The organism is Micromonospora sp. WMMB235 (genome assembly GCF_001855515.1).
GTDB lineage: Bacteria > Actinomycetota > Actinomycetes > Mycobacteriales > Micromonosporaceae > Micromonospora > Micromonospora aurantiaca.
Map to the genome: position 1 here is coordinate 652591 of NZ_MDRX01000001.1, position 15038 is coordinate 667628.

Here is a 15038-nt window from a genome sequence, read left to right on the forward strand (position 1 = left end):
CGTGGCTCTCACCACGGCGCCCGGCCGGACCCCGCGCACCGGACCGGCCGGCCCTCGCCCCACGCGGCGTCGGGCCGGCCGGGCCCGGCTCGGCGAGGGCCTGGCGGGGTACGTCTTCCTCTCGCCCTGGCTCATCGGACTGATGGGCGTCACGGCGATCCCGATGGTGCTCTCGCTCTGGCTGAGCTTCACCGACTACGACATCCTCACCCCGCTGTCCGAGGTGCGGTGGGTGGGGCTGGCCAACTACGAGCGGATGTTCACCGCCGACCCGTCGTACTGGCACGCGGTGCGGGTCACGCTGACGTTCGCGCTGATCGCGGTGCCGCTGAAGCTGGCCGCCGCGCTCGGTGTGGCGCTGCTGCTCAACCGTGCCTGGCGCGGCGTCGGGCTGTTCCGCAGCCTGTTCTACCTGCCGTCGCTGCTCGGCGGCAGCGTCGCGCTGGCCATCGTCTGGGTCAACATGTTCAACCGGGACGGCGCGTTCAACTCGTTCCTCGCCCTGTTCGGCGTCGAAGGGCTGCCCTGGGTCAGCGACCCGGACTGGGCGCTGGAGACGCTGATGGTCCTGGCGATCTGGCAGTTCGGCGCACCCATGGTGATCTTCCTGGCCGGGCTCAAGCAGGTGCCCACCGAACTGTACGAGGCGGCGGCCGTGGACGGCGCCGGGGCGTGGCGGCGCTTCCGCGCGGTCACGCTGCCCATGCTCTCCCCGGTGATCTTCTTCAACCTGGTGCTGGAGACCATCAACGGCTTCCAGGGCTTCACCGCCGCGTTCGTGCTCAGCAACGGCACCGGCGGCCCGGTCGACTCCACGTTGATGTACACGCTGAAGCTCTACATCTCCGGCTTCACCGACCTGGAGATGGGCTACGCGTCGGCGATGGCGTGGGTGTTCCTGGTGGCGATCGGCGTGGTCACCGCCGTCTTCTTCAGCACCGGCCGGTTCTGGGTGCACTACTCGGACGGAGACGACTCATGACGGCGCTTCCTGTCGCCCGCCGCCGGCCGGGCGGCGGCCGGAACGTCCTGCGGCTGATCGTGCTCGTGGCGATCGTCGCGGTGGTGCTCTACCCGCTGTTCTGGATGCTCGGCACCTCGGTCAAGTCGCAGGCCGAGATCGTCAACAACGTCGGCCTGCTGCCGGAACGTTTCACCCCCGGCAACTACCTCGACGGCTGGACCAACTTCGACATCAGCTTCGGCCGGTTCTTCCTCAACAGCGCGCTGGTCAGCGGGCTCACCGTCGTCGGCAACGCGCTGTCCTGCCTGCTCGCCGCGTACGCCCTGGGCCGGCTGCGGTTCCGGCTGCGCAAGATGTGGTTCACCGTCATGATCGGGACGCTGCTGCTGCCCGGGCACGTGCTGATCGTGCCGCAGTACATCCTGTTCCGCAGCCTCGGCCTGGTCGGCGGCGACTGGCCGTACCTGCCGCTGCTGGTGCCGCAGTTCCTGGCCACCGAGGCGTTCTTCGTCTTCCTCATGGTGCAGTTCATGCGCGGCATCCCGCGCGAGCTGGACGAGGCGGCCACCATCGACGGCGCGTCCCCGTACGGCGTGTTCCGGCACGTCATCCTGCCGCTGAGCCGCCCGGCGCTGGTCACCACCGCGATCTTCTCGTTCATCTGGACCTGGAACGACTTCTTCCGCCAGCTGGTGTTCCTGTCCAGCCTGGAGGACTACACGGTCCCGGTGGCGCTGACCCTGTTCATCGACTCGACAAGCCAGAGCGCTGTCGGCCCGATGTTCGCCATGTCGGTGCTGTCCCTGCTGCCGGTGTTCCTGTTCTTCCTGGCCTTCCAGCGGATGCTCGTCGAGGGCATCAACACCAGCGGGCTGAAGGGATGACCGCCGTGCCTGCCCACACCGACGCCGTACCCGCCCACCCCGACACCGTGCCGGCCCGTGCCGACTGGCGGGACACGCTGCGCGAGGCGACCGACCTGGCGCTGCTCGGCTTCGCCGTGGCGCTCGCCGCGCTGCCGGTGCTCACGCTCGCCCCGGCGGTCGCCACCGCGAGTGCCGCGCTGCACGACAGGTCGGTCACCGGCGCCTGGCCGGACGCGCGGACCAGCCTGACCCGGTTCGGCCGTGCGCTGCCCGCCGGGCTGGCGGTGAGCGCCGTCGCCCTGGCCGCCGCCGCGCTGCTCGCCGCCGATCTGCTCGCGCTCACCACCGGCCGGGTACCAGGCGGCGGGCCCGCGCTCGCGCTCACCGCCGTCGTGGTGGCTGTCCTGCTCGGGTACGCGGGCCTTGTCGCCGTAGCGGTCGGACGCACCGGCGGCCGGGGCTGGCGAACGGCCGCGCTCGAGGTGGCCCGCACCTGCCCGCAGCGCCCCGGCACCTGGGCCGCCGCCTCCGGCGTCTGCGCGCTCGCCGTGGTGCTGGGCGTGCTGGTCACGCCGGTGGCGGTGCCGATCCTCGGCGGGTACGCGCTCGCGGCGCTGCACGCGCTGGACGCCCGCCACCCGGTCCCCGCGCCGGAGCCGTCGTGACCGCCGAACCCCGTTCCGCCGCTGCCGAGCCGCGCCGTGCTGACGCCGAGTCGCGCCTTGCCGGGGGCGACGCGGAGTCGCGGCTTGCCGGCACCGACGCCGAGTCGCGGCTGGTCGTCGGTGGCGCCGAGGTGGCCCGGTACGTGGTCCGGCCCGACCTCGACCCGCGTCACGGACCCCGGCCGTACCTGCACCCGGTGCGGACCCGGGCCGGCACCCCGGTCACGGACGCGCTGCCGGCCGACCACGTCTGGCACCTCGGCGCGTCATTGGCGGTGCAGGACGTCGACGGCGTCAACCTGTGGGGCGGCCGGACGTACGTGCGCGGCACCGGCTACACCTGGCGCGACGACCACGGCGTGATCGCGCACACCGGCTGGCGGGAGCGGGCCGCCGACCGGTTCGACCACGATCTGGAGTGGCGGGACCGGCACGGCCGGGTGCTGCTGCGCGAACACCGGCGGATCACCGCCACGCTGGCCGGCGAGGACGCCTGGTGGCTGGACCTGTCCGCCACGCTCGCCTCCGCCACCGGCACTGACGTGCACCTGGGCAGCCCGGCCACGAACGGCCGCCCGGGCGGCGCGGGGTACGGCGGCTTCTTCTGGCGGGCGGTGGCCGACGGCGAACCCCTCGTGCGTACCGCCGACGCGGAAGGCGAGGAGGCGGTGAACGGCTCGGCCGCGCCCTGGATGGCGTTGTCCGCCACCGCGCCCGGAGGTGGCGCGTACACGCTGGTGTTCACCGGCCTGGGGCCGGGTGACAGGTGGTTCGTGCGCACCGCGATGTACCCGGGCGTCTGCGTCGCGTACGCGTTCGACAGCCCGGCCGTGGTCGCGGCCGGGCAGCCCCGGCACAACCGGCACCGGGTCCTCGTCGCCGACGGCCACCTCGACCCGGCCGACATCGCGGCCCGGCTGGACGCGGCGGTCATCCGGTGAGCGCGCGGTGTGAGCCGGTGTTGCGGGCCCCACGGTGAGCGCGGGGAGCGAGCCGCGTGCCTCCGGTACCGCGGTCGCGGCCGGGAGCGGGCCGGAGGTGGTCTGCGTGGGCGAGACGATGGTGGTGCTCGCCCCTGACGGCGGCGGGTCGCTGGAGGACGCCGCGCGGCTGACTGTCGGCGTGGGCGGCGCGGAGTCCAACGTGGCGGCCGGGCTGGCCCGGCTCGGGCACCGCGCGGCGTGGGTCAGCCGGGTCGGCGACGACCCGTTCGGGCGGCGGGTGGTGGCCGAGGTCGCCGCCGCGGGCGTGGACGTCTCCCCGGTCACCGTCGATCCGGACGCGCCGACCGGCCTCTACCTGAAGGATCCCGGCCCGGACGGCACCCGCGTCCACTACCACCGCGCCGGGTCGGCAGCGAGCCGCCTCGGCGCGCCGGACCTCGGGCGTCCCGCGCTGGCCGGGGCGCGGCTGCTGCACCTGTCCGGGATCACCGCCGCGCTCTCCGGCACCTGCCGTGACCTGCTCGTATCAGCGCTGGACGGGCGGGCGCTGCCCGGTGCCCGGGTCAGCTTCGACGTGAACCACCGCCCGGCGCTCTGGCCCGGCGGCCGGGCCGGACCGGTCCTGCGTGACCTGGCCGACCGCGCCGACGTGGTGCTTGTCGGACTGGACGAGGCGACCGTGCTCTGGTCGGCGGGCGATCCGGCCGCTGTCCGTGCGCTGCTGCCCGGCCCGGAGCTGGTGGTGGTCAAGGACGGGCCGGTCGGCGCGACGGCGCTGCCGCGTACCGGACCGGCGGTGTTCGTGCCGGCGTTGCCGGTGGACGTGGTGGAGCCGGTCGGCGCGGGTGACGCGTTCGCCGCCGGGTTCCTCTCCGGGCTGCTGCGCGGCCTCGACCTGCGAGCCTGCCTGCGGCTGGGCCACCTGACCGCCGCGCCGGTGCTGACCGTGCCGGGCGACACCGCGCCGCCACCGGACGCGGAGACGATCGCGCAGGCGCTGGCGCTGCCGGACGCGGCGTGGACTGAGCAGGCGTCGATGCAGGTCAGGGGAGGGAGCGGGAGATGAGCGGGCACGACTTCGAGGCCCTGTTCGGCGGCGCGCGGGTGATGGTGATCCTGCGCGACCTGCCGCCCGGGGAGACGGTCCGGCTGGCGGAACTGGCCTGGGATCTCGGCATCGACGTGGTGGAGGTGCCCATCCGTACCCCGGAAGCGGTGCCGGCGCTGCACGCCGCCGTGACGGCCGGGCGTCGGCGGGGCCGGATCGTCGGCGCGGGCACTGTGCGTACCCCGGCGCAGGTCCACGACGCGGTGGCCGCCGGGGCGGCGTTCACAGTGGCGCCCGGCCTGGACCTGGCCGTCGCCGACGCGGCGGCCGGTCTCGGCGTGCCGCACCTGCCCGGCGTGGCCACCCCGACCGAGGCGCAACGGGCGCTCGACCACGGCCTGGTGTGGCTCAAGGCGTTCCCGGCGGTCAGCCTCGGCCCGGCCTGGTTCCGGGCGGTGGCCGGGCCGCTGCCGGAGGCCCGGTTCGTGGCCACCGGCGGCGTCGACGCCGGCAACGCGGGCGATTTCCTCGCCGCCGGGGCGCGGGTGGTGGCCGTCGGGTCGGCGCTGACCGACCCCGAGCAGCTGCCGCGCCTGGCCACGCTCGCTGCCGGCGGCGCTATCACGTGACGGTACGGCCGGACGTGGTGGCGGTGGTCCGGATCGCCTTGACGATCGCCGGGATCGACCCGATCAGCAGCACCAGCGCCCAGATCAGCGCCACCACGGCGAACACCACGGCGCCCAGGTCGTCGAGGATGCTGACCAGGATCACCGGCACCAGGCCGTGCAGGAACTGCAACACCACAGTGCACAGCAGCGTGGTCAGCGCCAGCGCGACGAGCCCTTTGTTGCGCAGGAACCGGGGCTGGGCGGCGAGCAGCAGCGCGACCCAGACCAGTTTGAGCAGCAGCGCCAGCCCGAGCAGCACCGCCGCGTCGTCGACCGGGAAGAACCCCCACACCGCGAGGTACGCCAGCGTGCCGAACGGCGGGGCCAGGAACAGCGAGACCATCACCGTCAGTTCGACGAACGCGACGATCAGCAGGACCAGCGACACCAGCAGCAGCACGATCGAGAAGACGAGCGTGGCCACGCCCTGCACCCGGCCCTGCATCCGGTCCGGCAGCACCAGGCTCAGGCAGAACAGCCCGGTCGTCCAGAGCGCCACCACGTCGATCAGCGCCAGGTAGCCGATGCCGCGCCCGGACGGCTCGGACACCGCGCCGACGTCACCCAGTTCGACGCCGAGCCGGCCGGCGCTGTCCTGCAACGCGCCACTGGCGTCCCCACCGCCGGTCAGCGCCGCCGCGCCCAGCTCCACGCCGACCACGAGCGCCACCGCGAGCAGGGCCAGCAGCAGGAACGGCTTGCGCAACTCACCCATGCCGCGTCTCCGTTCCGGTCAGGACCGGGCCAGCGTGACCGAACATCCGCCACCTCCCGGACAGCGCAGGAGCACCTCGGTCTCCCGGTCCACAGCCACCTTCGCCACCGCCGGGCCGTCCGCGTCCGGGGCGACCTCGTCGGTGACTGTGACGTCCGCGTCGCCGGGTGCTCGGGCGGTCACCTCGAACGGCGTCGTACCGCGCAGCACCAGCGTGCGCAGCGCGCCCGGGTCAGCCACCCGCAGCCGGCACGCGGTGCCGAAGGCGAGCGTCACCCCGTCGGCGGTGGTGGCCGGTTCGGCGGCCGGCGGCAGGCAGGTCACGGCCACCGTCGCCGGGTCCACAGTTCCGGACCCGCGCCCGAGCCGGGCCAGCGCGCCCGGCCCGGCCCCCGGGTCGCCCGGGTCGTCGCGGCGCCCGGCGACCGCCACCACGTACAGCGCCACCAGCAGCACGGCCACGGCCACCAGCAGCACCTTCTGCCGCCCGCTCACAGTGCCGTCCCGGTTCGCGACTGCGGGGCTCGCAACACCGGCTCACTCCTCGCGCTCACGGCCGGACGACGGGCGTGAAGCGGATCTCGTCCACCCCGGCGAAGTACCTGTCGGTGCCCTGCGTCTTGCTCACCGCCACGAGCGTCAGCTTGTGCGGACCGCGGGTCAGCTCCACGGTGCCCACGTCCACCTCGTCGGTGCGGACCACAGTCGGGCTGAACCCGAAGAACGTGTCGCCGACCTGCCGGCCGTCGACCAGCCAGATCGTGTTCGCGTAGTCGAACGAGGTGGTGCGCACGGTGGAGAACCGCCAGGTGCCGTCGGACGGCACGTCCACCTGCACTGTCACCCGGTCGCCCACGCCCCGGCCCAGGAAGAACAGTTGCGCGTCGCCGGACCACACCACGTCGCAGCAGTTCTCCTGCGCCACCACCTCCGCCTTCGCGCCGGTGGTGGACTGCACCGCCGCGCCGGAGACGAGCGTCTCCGCCTCCACCGTCACCGCGTCGGCGCGCGGCGGAGCCGGGGTGTCCGGACCGCGGGTCACCAGCCAGGCCACCACCCCGGCCACGACCAGCACCAGCGCCGCGGCCGCGGCGATCCACGGCCACGGCGCGCGCTTCGGGGGTACGACGGCACGCACGTCGTACGTGACCCGGCCGCTGGATCGGGAACTCTCCTCCGGTGCGGTGTTGGCCGAGTACGCGAACCCGGTCATGTCGTAGCGCCGGGGCGGCGTGCCGGGCGGCACGGCGAGCCGGACCAGGAACGACACCGAGCCCTGCCCCGGCACCACCCGCTGCGGCTCGGCCACCGTGAACCAGGCCCGCTGGCTGCCCTCGCCGGGCGCCACGTCGAAGACGACGGTGTCCGGCGCGGTACCCGGGTTGGACACGGTGAACGTCAGCTCGCCGGCGTTGCGGGCGTCCAGCGTGAACTGTTCGGCGGCGGCGACGACTGTCCATTCGGTGGTCATGACGGCTCCTCGGGCGGATCGTGGGGCAGGGGTGCTGGTACGTGCGCCCGGCCGACCGCGCGCACCGCAGCGACCCCGGCGGCGGGCTCGGCGGTGTCCGGCTCGGGCGGTCCGGAGTCGGGGGGCGGGCTCGGGGTGGCCGGGACCGGATCGGCCGGTTCCGCGTCGACCGGGGAGGCGAGCACCTCGACGGTGACCGCGGCCGGTTTCTCCGCCTCGACGATGCGGGTGACCAGCGCGAGCCGGTCGGCGGCGGCCGGCGGCACCCGCACCACGAGGTGGAACGGCCGTTCGGGCGGCTCGTCCAGCACGAACCCGGTCACGCCGGTGGCCAGTTCCAGCGCGGTCCGCATGCCGTACGGGGTGCCGCGCCACCGGGCCAGCAGCGCGCCGTGCGCCACCAGGTCCCGCAACCGGCCTGCCGGCAACGGCAGCGGCGCGTCGGCGCGGGGTGCGGCGACCACGTGATCCATCGCCACCCAGCGGGTCAGGTACGCGACGAACCCGTCCGGCGTCCGGTACGGGTCGAACAGCGCGTCGACGTCGGCGAGCACCGCCTCGTCCGGGGCGTGCAGCGCCTCCATCACGTCCAGCAGCGCACCCAGCACGCTGCCCGGGCCGGCGGCCCGCTGGTACGCGGCCGGCAGCAGCCGCTCAATCGCCGCTCGGCGCATCCTGCCGCACCACCTCGATGTCGTGCTCGCCGGAGCAGAGCAGCCAGGTGCCGGGGACGGTGACCACGTCGGCGGTGGCCTGGTTGGCGCTCGCCGTCCAGTCCTCGCCGTCGCCGCTGCGGAACACGCCGCGCTCGCCGCCCGCGAGCACCAGCCGTCCGGCGCCTGACGTGCCGGTGGGCGCGGTGGCGGCGATGGCGTCGACCGGGACGAACCGGGTCCGGTCCCGCAGCGGCAGGCCGCAGTTGACCATCACCGGCGACCACTGCGGCTGCCCGGCGAGCGTGTCGAGCCGGACCACGCCGCCGCTCTGCGTCGCGGCGAGCGCGAGCGGGCCGCTGAACGCCAGATCCCGGCAGGTGCCGCCGATCCAGCCGGACGCCATCGACTGCCACTTCACGTCCGACTCGAACAGCCGGGTCCGGTGGCAGCCCTGGCCGGGCTTCTTCGGGTCCGGCTCGCCCGCGCCGCACCACAGCAGCGTGGCCGGGCCGTCGTACTGCACGGCGAGCACCCGGTTGTCCACGTTGGCGAGGCCGACGTGGGCGAACGTGCCGGGGCGTCCGGCCGCCGTGGACAGGTAGACCCCGAATCCGGCCTGCGCGGCCACCGCCACCCCGGGTGCGCCGCGCTCGGAGACGAACGCGCGTACCGCGTAGAAGCCCCGGTCCGCGTCGGCCGGGTCGACCAGGATCTGCAGCGGCACCGCGCCGGGTAGCAGCGGCACCTCGTACAGTCCGGTGTCGGTGGCCAGCAGCAGCGCGCCGGTGCCGTCCCGGTCGATCCAGGCCAGGTCGCGGACGCCGGAGTCGAGGTCGGTCAGCAGCGTCCACGTCTCACCCAGGTCGGTGCTCAGCCGGACCCGGGAGCCACCGGCGTCGCGGGTGGTCACCACCGCCACCGAACCGGCCCGGGGGACCACGCCGGGGCGTACCGGGGCGGGCGCGGGCACCACCCGGACCACCGTCTCGTCGTCGAACCGGCCGGCCGGTTCCCAGCCGGCGCCGGCGTTGGTGGAGCGGAACAGCACCGGGCCGCCGCCGGCGTACCAGGTGTCGGCCTGGTACTGGTCCACCGCCACGGTGCGGACCCGCGCGTCGGGCGCCTCGTCGACCACGAACCGCACCGACTCGACGTAGCGCACGCCCGGCTCGGCGTGCTCCAGCATCCGGTAGACGTTGGAGGCGCGCAGCGGCTCGCCGAACGCCCAGCCGGCCGGGTTCAGCGGCGTGGGCAGCGGGCTGAGCGTCTGGTGCAGCCGGTCGTGGATGCGGCGGCGCACCGCGTCCACGTCCTCCTCGCGGCGCACCACCACCCGCGCCTGGATGGACACCGCCTTGTACCGGGCCCAGCCCGCCCGCACCGCCGTACCGAGGGCGCGGCGGCGTTCCAGGTCGGCCTCGACGCGGCGGCGGGCCTCCTCCACCTCGTGCTCGCGCAGCACCGCCACCGGCAGCCGTCCGCCGGGCCGGGCCGCCTCCGGCACGTACGGCACCAGCACCACCTCGACCTCGCCGGGCCGGGCGAAGCTGTAGACGGCGGCCCGTGTGAACGCCCGCGCCCGCGCCACCGCCCCGGAGCCGGTGGCGAGGATCTCGAAGTCCCGGGCGGTCACCGCGCGCTGCTGGGCGAAGAACTCGTACGGCCCGCGCGCCAGCACCGACTCCAGCGACTCCAGGTCCCGGCCGCCGGTGGCCGGCTCCGGGTTGTCCACCTTCACCCCGGGCAGCGGGTCGCGCAGGCTGGTGAGCACGCCCGCCGCCACGTTCCCGGCGGGCCCGCCGCCGCAGCGGTACCAGAGCCGCACCTGCCGCCCGGCCGGCGGCACCGCCGCCACAGTGGTCGCCCCGGCCGCCTCCTCGACGGCCGGAGCGGCTCCGGTGTCCGGGCGCAGGTCCAGCGCCGGGGCGAACGTGACCACCCCGAAGGCCCGGTCCACCAGGTACACCTTCGCCTGCGGCCCGACACCGGCGAAGCTGTCCACCGGCCGCCAGATCTCGTACGTGCGTCCCTCGTGCTCCCGGGCCGCGGCGCCCAGCTCCACCGAGCCCGCCGGCACCTCCACGCCGAGCAGCAGATCGAGCGCCTCGGTGGTGCGGGTCAGCGGTGCGCGGGCGGCCCGGAACACCTGACCGGGCTGCCCGGTGCCGGTGCCGAGCAGCTCCGCCTCGACCGGCTCGCAGTGGTGCACGCGTACCGTCGTGGTGGTCTCCCCGGCGGGCAGCATCGCCGGTTCGGTGGTCACGAAGACGACCGGCCGGGGGTCGGCGCCGCGCGCCGCGGCGACGCGGGTGCCGGCCGGCACCCGCACCGGGCCGCGGTCCGGGCCGGTGCGGGTCAGGCGCACGTCGGCCCAGGCCGCCGCCGGTGGGTGCCGGGTGACGCCGAGCAGGTTCAGGAACGCGACGTACGCCTTCTCCGGCAACTGGTTCAGCCGGTAGATCATCACCTCGGTCAGGTAGGCGAACGCCTCCAGCAACGCCATCCCGGGGTCGTGCGCGGACAGGTCCGTCCAGTCCGGGCAGGACCGGGCGATGCGTTCCCGCGCCTCGGTGACCAGGTCGAGGAAGGCGCGGTCGTCCAGGTGCGGCACCGGCAGCGTCATGACGTGCCCTCCTCGTCGGGGGTGTCGCCGGGTTCCTCGTCGGCGGGGAGCAGGTCGACGGAGAACACCAGGTGGCCGGGGGAGAGGCTGGCCCGGACCCGGTAGTCCAGCCGGATCACCAGGCGCCACGGGTCGTCCGGGTCGGGACCGGCGTCCACGTCCAGCACCTCGACCCGGGGCTCCCAGCGCCGGATCGCCTGCCGCACGTAGTGGATCGCCAGCCCGGCGGTGGTGTCGTCGTTCGGCGCGAAGACCAGCCGGTGCAGCCGCGACCCGTACCCGGGACGCATCAGCCGCTCCCCAGGCGTGGTGGACAGCAGCAGGTACAGCGCCTGGCGTACCGTCTCGTCGCCGTCGGTCATGGCGAGCCCGCCGGCGGCGGTGAGCGCGAGCCCACCGGCGCGGCCCGCGTCGAAGCCGGCGCCGACGAAGCGGAAGGCCCTCACGCGTCCGCCCCCAGGAAGCCCTGCCGCACGTCGCGGACCTGATGGTGCACGGTGCCCGGCGGGGTGCCGTCGGTGAGGCCGTCGAGGTGTGAGAGCACCACCGGCTGCCGGTCCACCCGCACCCACGTGCTGTAACCCACGGTCACGGTCAGCGTGTGCAGGCACGGTTTGATCGTCGGGCCGTAGTTCGGGCAGGCGGTGATGTCGCGCCCCTCCGGGTCGGGCCGCACCAGCACCGGCACGCCCCGGACCGTGACCCAGTCCTGCGACGGGCGGTTCTTCACCCGCCCGTCGTGTCCACAGGTGATCAGCGAGTCGCGGTGGGTCCAGCGCATCAGCCACCTCCGGCGGAACGGGCGAGCGTACGGGCCTGCGCGGCGGCGGTCTCGGCGTCCTCGGCCGCCGGGGCGTGCAGGAAGTCGACTGTGCGGCCGCGCACCACGACGGCCCGGCCGGGCGCGGACAGCACAAGGTCACCGGCCGCGTGCACGGTGGTCAGCTCGGGACGCAGCTCGACGAAGCTGCCCGCGTCGGTGGCCAGCCGAAGCGTCCGCCCGTCGTCGTCGATCACGATGGACTGCCCGGTGCCGGTCCGCATCGACCAGCGGCGCGAGCGCCCGGAGACGATCCCCGCGTCGTACGGCTCGACCGCGCCGAACAGCGAACCGAGTACCACGCCCGAGGCGGGTTCGCCGCCGGGCAGCGCCACCAGCACGGTGTCGTCCGGGTCGGGCAGCGCGACGATGCCCTTGCCCCGGCCCGCGCCCGGGCACAGCACCGCGAGCCAGCCGGCGTCCAGATCGCCGTACGCCGGGAGCGTCACCCGGGCCCGGCCCAGCCCGTCCGGGTCGTCGATGTCGGTGACGGTGCCGAGCGTGACTGTCGCCGCCGGGGGCGCGGCCGTCTGCGGCGGGCCGGGTGGCACCGTGGAGAACCGGGTCAGGTGCCCGTCGGCGTCCACCGTGTGCACCACCTCGGTGAGCACGTACACCCCGGCCAGCGGGTCCGGGACGCCGGCGAGGGCGATCCGCCGGCCGGGCCGCAGCGCCGGGTCGCCCTCCGCGGTGCCCTCGGCGGTGACCAGCGCTGCCACCCGGCTGTCCAGTCCGGCTTGGGCCAGCGCGGCCAGCTCGTCGTCGCTGCGGCCGGGCTGGTCCACAGCCGTGCGTACGCCGTCGGCGCCGACGTCGCCCGGGTCCGGGCGCAGCGGGATGCGCCGCCCGCTGCGCGCCTCGTCCGCCCGCTGGCTCAGCGGCTCGGCGCGCTGCGGATGCCAGCCGAGGACGGCGCACTCCGCGCCCGCCCGGTCCAGGTTCTCGGTGACCCGCAGCGCGTGCACCGTCTCGCCGAGCGTCAACGGCAGCGGCTCCCCGTACCCGTCCAGCGTGAACAGCCGCAACCGGTCACCGTCGGCGCCCAGGTGCAGCCCGGCCCGGCCGGCCACCTCGCACAGCAGGTCCAGGTCGGTGTGCCGGTGCTGGAGCAGCCGGTCCAGGCGCGGCCCGTCCTCATCGGCCGCCACGCTCAACCCGAGCCCGGCGCACAGCTCACCGGCCAGCTCGGCGGCGGTCACCGACTCGAACACCCGCAGTTCCTGCCGCTTGCGCAGCCGGTGCAGCGGGTCGTACGCCCGGATCCGGGCCAGCGCGACGCCGTCACCCGCGTACTCCCGCTCGACTGCCGTCACCTCGCCGGTGAACAGCGCCTCCGACTGCCCGTCGAGGCGGATGTCGACCGTGGCGCCGGGGCGTACCGGCGGGTCGAGCGGGCCCGCTCCGGGGGCGGCGGTGAGCGTCAGCTCGCACTGCGCGGGCCGGTCCAGCCGGGCGGCGACGCGGATGCCGCGCAGCCGGGCCGGGTCGGCCAGCGGCCGGCCGTCGAGTGTGACCAGGGCGGCCCGGCTCACGAGGTGCCTCCCGTGGTGACGGCATCCGGCGGGGCGGTGGCGGCGCCGACCGGGGGGACGGCGAGCGCGGTGCCTGCGGGCACTGTGAGCGGGTCGGTGATCCGGTTGTGCTCGGCGAGCAGCCGCCAGCGCAGCGGCGAGCCCAGCGCGTCGTGGGCGAGCAGGTCGAAGCGCACCCCGGACCAGCCCGGCTCGGCCGCGCCGTCGGCGGCGGCCACCACCGCCGACCCGGGCGCGACAGCGGGTGTGCTCGCCGCGGCCAGCTCCTCCTCGAACCCGGCGCGCGCCGCCTCCGCGCCCTCCGCGACCCGGACCAGCTTCAACCGCAGCCAGGACCGCCGGGGCGTACCGGTGAGGGTGAACGCGTCGAAGCGTTCCGCGATCGCCGTGATCACGCCCGGGACGTTCCAGGTCTTGCCCCAGACCAGGCGGACCAGCGGCGGGCGCAGCCAGCCGTGCTCGACCGCCGAGTTCTCGGCGAGCATCCACAGCGGCCGGGTCAGCGCACGGACGTCCTCGGGCCGGGCCGGCGACTCCACGAAGTCGACGTCGAAGAGCAGATCCAGCACCAGCTCGGTACGCCCGCCGCCGGTGAAGACGAGCGGGTCGTCGGCCAGCCCGGCGCCGGTGAGCGGCCCGTCCGGTCCGCCGCGCGGGCGTACCCCGGCCAGCCGTGTCACCTGCACGGTCTCCGGATTGAGCAGGCAGTCGACCCGGGTACCTGACTCGTCCACGAGGAAGGCGACGCGCTCCATCAGTCACCCGCCTGTTCCCGGTCCAGCCGGGCCGTGTCACCCCACGGGGTCGGTGTCGGAAGCCATGCCGGTTCGGCCGGGAGCACCGGCCACGGATCCGCGTGTGCTCCGCCGTCGGCCGCCCGGGCCGCGTCGGCCGGGTTCGTCGTCCGGGCCGGGCCCGCATCTTCCGGCAGGGCCGGCCACGGGCTGCCGGACGGGGGCCGCGCGGGTCGCTGCCACTGTCGCGCCCGGAACTCGCCGCCGGGAGCCGGGTCGTGCCCATCCGGGTACGGCGAGCCGGCGGCCCGTCCCGGGTGGTCGGCGACGGATCCGTCCCCGGTCCCGCCGCGACAGTTCGCCGACCCGGTTCGACCGCCCCTGGTGTGTGCGGCCGGTCCATGCGGCAACGACGGTGGCGCAGCCGCGAAGACGAGCGGGAGCACGTCGCCTCGATCGGGCGACAGGTCCGCCCCGGCGGCGTCATCCCGGTGCCGTGCCCGGCCCCGGCGGATCTGTGCGAGGTTCCGGAGCGCATCCACCCGGCCCGCGCCGAGGCTGGGCCACCGCTCAGGGGTCGACGGCGAGGCCGAGTCGCCGGACGTGACGCGGCCCGGCGACCCGATGGCGTCACGGCTGCCGTCCGGGTCTGCGCTGGTGCGCGCGCCGGTCCTTGCCTCCGTCCGTCCGGTGCCGGCGGTCCCTGTGGTCTCGGTGGCTGTGGCTGTGTCTGTGGCTGTGGCACCGGTGCCTGTGGCCGGTGTGCCGCGGATGCCTGATGTGCCGAGGGCGTCCCGCGACCCGGAGCCGTCGGCGATGCACGCCGATCTCGCCGGACCCGGCGATCCGGCCGGACCGCTTGACGTCACGCACCCGCACGGCGGAGGGCCCTCACGTGGCCCGGCGTCGTCCGGCCGCGCTGCGTCACCCGAGCGGCATCGAGTGTCCACCGTCGGCGGGGAGATCTCCGACCCCGCAATGCCATCCCCACCACCTGCCCGCGTGACCGCCGCTCCCGGCCGCGGCAGCGCCGCACCACGTGGCTCAGGCTTCTCAACTCCCGAGATGCCCGTCCCACCTTCCAGGAGCTGCGGAAGATCTTGGTAGGAAGCGGCCCCTATGGGGGCCCTTTCGTACCAAGATCTCGACGGCGAACCGGGATCGGCCTCGTGGCGGGAGCGCGTCCGGGAACGGGATGTGCCGAAGCGGTCGGCCAACAACGCCGTCCAGCCTCGCCACAACCGCACCACTGCGTGCCGGGCCGTCCGGCTCCGCCGCACCTGCGTCTGGTCCGGGCCGGCGTTCGCGGACGGATCGGTGAGAGGTCCG

The 15038-nt window shown here is 75.1% G+C and carries 15 protein-coding genes; 6 read left to right on the top strand and 9 right to left on the bottom strand.

Going from position 1 to position 15038, the window contains the following annotated elements; translation table 11 throughout:
- Window position 1: 1 nt before the first annotated feature.
- The 6 genes from BFV98_RS02565 to BFV98_RS02590 all read left to right on the top strand — a co-directional run bounded on the left by BFV98_RS02565 (window position 2) and on the right by BFV98_RS02590 (window position 5116).
- Window positions 2–982 (top strand): carbohydrate ABC transporter permease, encoded by a 981-nt coding sequence (locus BFV98_RS02565; RefSeq protein ID WP_013286695.1) that lies wholly within the window; start codon window positions 2–4, stop codon window positions 980–982.
- The gene (locus BFV98_RS02570) at window positions 979–1848 is read left to right on the top strand and encodes a carbohydrate ABC transporter permease (protein ID WP_013286694.1); all 870 of its coding nucleotides are present in this window, start codon (window positions 979–981) and stop codon (window positions 1846–1848) included. Before BFV98_RS02565 ends, BFV98_RS02570 begins: the two co-directional genes overlap by 4 nt.
- Entirely contained in the window at window positions 1845–2495 is a 651-nt protein-coding gene (locus BFV98_RS02575) for a hypothetical protein (RefSeq protein WP_030268629.1), read from the top strand. The genes BFV98_RS02570 and BFV98_RS02575 overlap by 4 nt, the downstream gene beginning before the upstream one ends.
- Window positions 2492–3436 carry a PmoA family protein gene (locus tag BFV98_RS02580; protein WP_030268631.1) on the top strand — a complete coding sequence of 315 codons (945 nt, stop codon included), beginning with the start codon at window positions 2492–2494 and terminating at the stop codon, window positions 3434–3436. The genes BFV98_RS02575 and BFV98_RS02580 overlap by 4 nt, the downstream gene beginning before the upstream one ends.
- A 106-nt stretch (window positions 3437–3542) precedes the next feature.
- Window positions 3543–4505: a sugar kinase gene (locus BFV98_RS02585; protein ID WP_255367968.1), complete on the top strand. Its 963-nt coding sequence runs from the start codon at window positions 3543–3545 to the stop codon at window positions 4503–4505.
- Entirely contained in the window at window positions 4502–5116 is a 615-nt protein-coding gene (locus BFV98_RS02590) for a bifunctional 4-hydroxy-2-oxoglutarate aldolase/2-dehydro-3-deoxy-phosphogluconate aldolase (protein WP_071094746.1), read from the top strand. The genes BFV98_RS02585 and BFV98_RS02590 overlap by 4 nt, the downstream gene beginning before the upstream one ends.
- Here the strand turns inward: BFV98_RS02590 and BFV98_RS02595 are convergent.
- The 9 genes from BFV98_RS02595 to BFV98_RS02635 are packed head-to-tail and all read right to left on the bottom strand — an operon-like array spanning window position 5109 to window position 13730.
- On the bottom strand, window positions 5109–5873 hold the full coding sequence (locus BFV98_RS02595; protein WP_071094748.1) for a hypothetical protein: 765 nt from the start codon (window positions 5871–5873) through the stop codon (window positions 5109–5111). The genes BFV98_RS02590 and BFV98_RS02595 overlap by 8 nt on opposite strands.
- Before the next feature lie 18 nt (window positions 5874–5891).
- Complete coding sequence (locus BFV98_RS02600; RefSeq protein WP_013286688.1) at window positions 5892–6368, bottom strand: hypothetical protein; 477 nt, start codon at window positions 6366–6368, stop codon at window positions 5892–5894.
- Between the two features lie 55 nt (window positions 6369–6423).
- The gene (locus BFV98_RS02605) at window positions 6424–7344 is read right to left on the bottom strand and encodes a hypothetical protein (RefSeq protein ID WP_013286687.1); all 921 of its coding nucleotides are present in this window, start codon (window positions 7342–7344) and stop codon (window positions 6424–6426) included.
- Window positions 7341–8018 carry a phage tail protein gene (locus tag BFV98_RS02610; RefSeq protein WP_030268633.1) on the bottom strand — a complete coding sequence of 226 codons (678 nt, stop codon included), beginning with the start codon at window positions 8016–8018 and terminating at the stop codon, window positions 7341–7343. The genes BFV98_RS02605 and BFV98_RS02610 overlap by 4 nt, the downstream gene beginning before the upstream one ends.
- On the bottom strand, window positions 7999–10623 hold the full coding sequence (locus BFV98_RS02615) for a putative baseplate assembly protein (protein ID WP_071094749.1): 2625 nt from the start codon (window positions 10621–10623) through the stop codon (window positions 7999–8001). Before BFV98_RS02615 ends, BFV98_RS02610 begins: the two co-directional genes overlap by 20 nt.
- A complete protein-coding gene (locus BFV98_RS02620) occupies window positions 10620–11069 on the bottom strand; it encodes a GPW/gp25 family protein (protein WP_013286684.1) in 450 nt (149 codons plus the stop codon). Before BFV98_RS02620 ends, BFV98_RS02615 begins: the two co-directional genes overlap by 4 nt.
- The gene (locus BFV98_RS02625; protein WP_030268638.1) at window positions 11066–11404 is read right to left on the bottom strand and encodes a hypothetical protein; all 339 of its coding nucleotides are present in this window, start codon (window positions 11402–11404) and stop codon (window positions 11066–11068) included. Before BFV98_RS02625 ends, BFV98_RS02620 begins: the two co-directional genes overlap by 4 nt.
- Entirely contained in the window at window positions 11404–12975 is a 1572-nt protein-coding gene (locus BFV98_RS02630; protein ID WP_071094751.1) for a phage baseplate assembly protein V, read from the bottom strand. Before BFV98_RS02630 ends, BFV98_RS02625 begins: the two co-directional genes overlap by 1 nt.
- The gene (locus BFV98_RS02635; protein WP_071094753.1) at window positions 12972–13730 is read right to left on the bottom strand and encodes a hypothetical protein; all 759 of its coding nucleotides are present in this window, start codon (window positions 13728–13730) and stop codon (window positions 12972–12974) included. Before BFV98_RS02635 ends, BFV98_RS02630 begins: the two co-directional genes overlap by 4 nt.
- Between the last annotated feature and the right edge of the window lie 1308 nt (window positions 13731–15038).

What these genes read in the sequence shown, in the direction of transcription:
- BFV98_RS02590 (WP_071094746.1), top strand. Translation starts at nt 4,502, where the DNA reads ATGAGCGGGCACGACTTCGAGGCCCTGTTCGGCGGCGCGCGGGTGATG.
- BFV98_RS02635 (WP_071094753.1), bottom strand. Translation starts at nt 13,730, where the DNA reads ATGGAGCGCGTCGCCTTCCTCGTGGACGAGTCAGGTACCCGGGTCGAC.
- BFV98_RS02605 (WP_013286687.1), bottom strand. Translation starts at nt 7,344, where the DNA reads ATGACCACCGAATGGACAGTCGTCGCCGCCGCCGAACAGTTCACGCTG.
- BFV98_RS02570 (WP_013286694.1), top strand. Translation starts at nt 979, where the DNA reads ATGACGGCGCTTCCTGTCGCCCGCCGCCGGCCGGGCGGCGGCCGGAAC.
- BFV98_RS02615 (WP_071094749.1), bottom strand. Translation starts at nt 10,623, where the DNA reads ATGACGCTGCCGGTGCCGCACCTGGACGACCGCGCCTTCCTCGACCTG.
- BFV98_RS02610 (WP_030268633.1), bottom strand. Translation starts at nt 8,018, where the DNA reads ATGCGCCGAGCGGCGATTGAGCGGCTGCTGCCGGCCGCGTACCAGCGG.
- BFV98_RS02575 (WP_030268629.1), top strand. Translation starts at nt 1,845, where the DNA reads ATGACCGCCGTGCCTGCCCACACCGACGCCGTACCCGCCCACCCCGAC.
- BFV98_RS02625 (WP_030268638.1), bottom strand. Translation starts at nt 11,404, where the DNA reads ATGCGCTGGACCCACCGCGACTCGCTGATCACCTGTGGACACGACGGG.
- BFV98_RS02595 (WP_071094748.1), bottom strand. Translation starts at nt 5,873, where the DNA reads ATGGGTGAGTTGCGCAAGCCGTTCCTGCTGCTGGCCCTGCTCGCGGTG.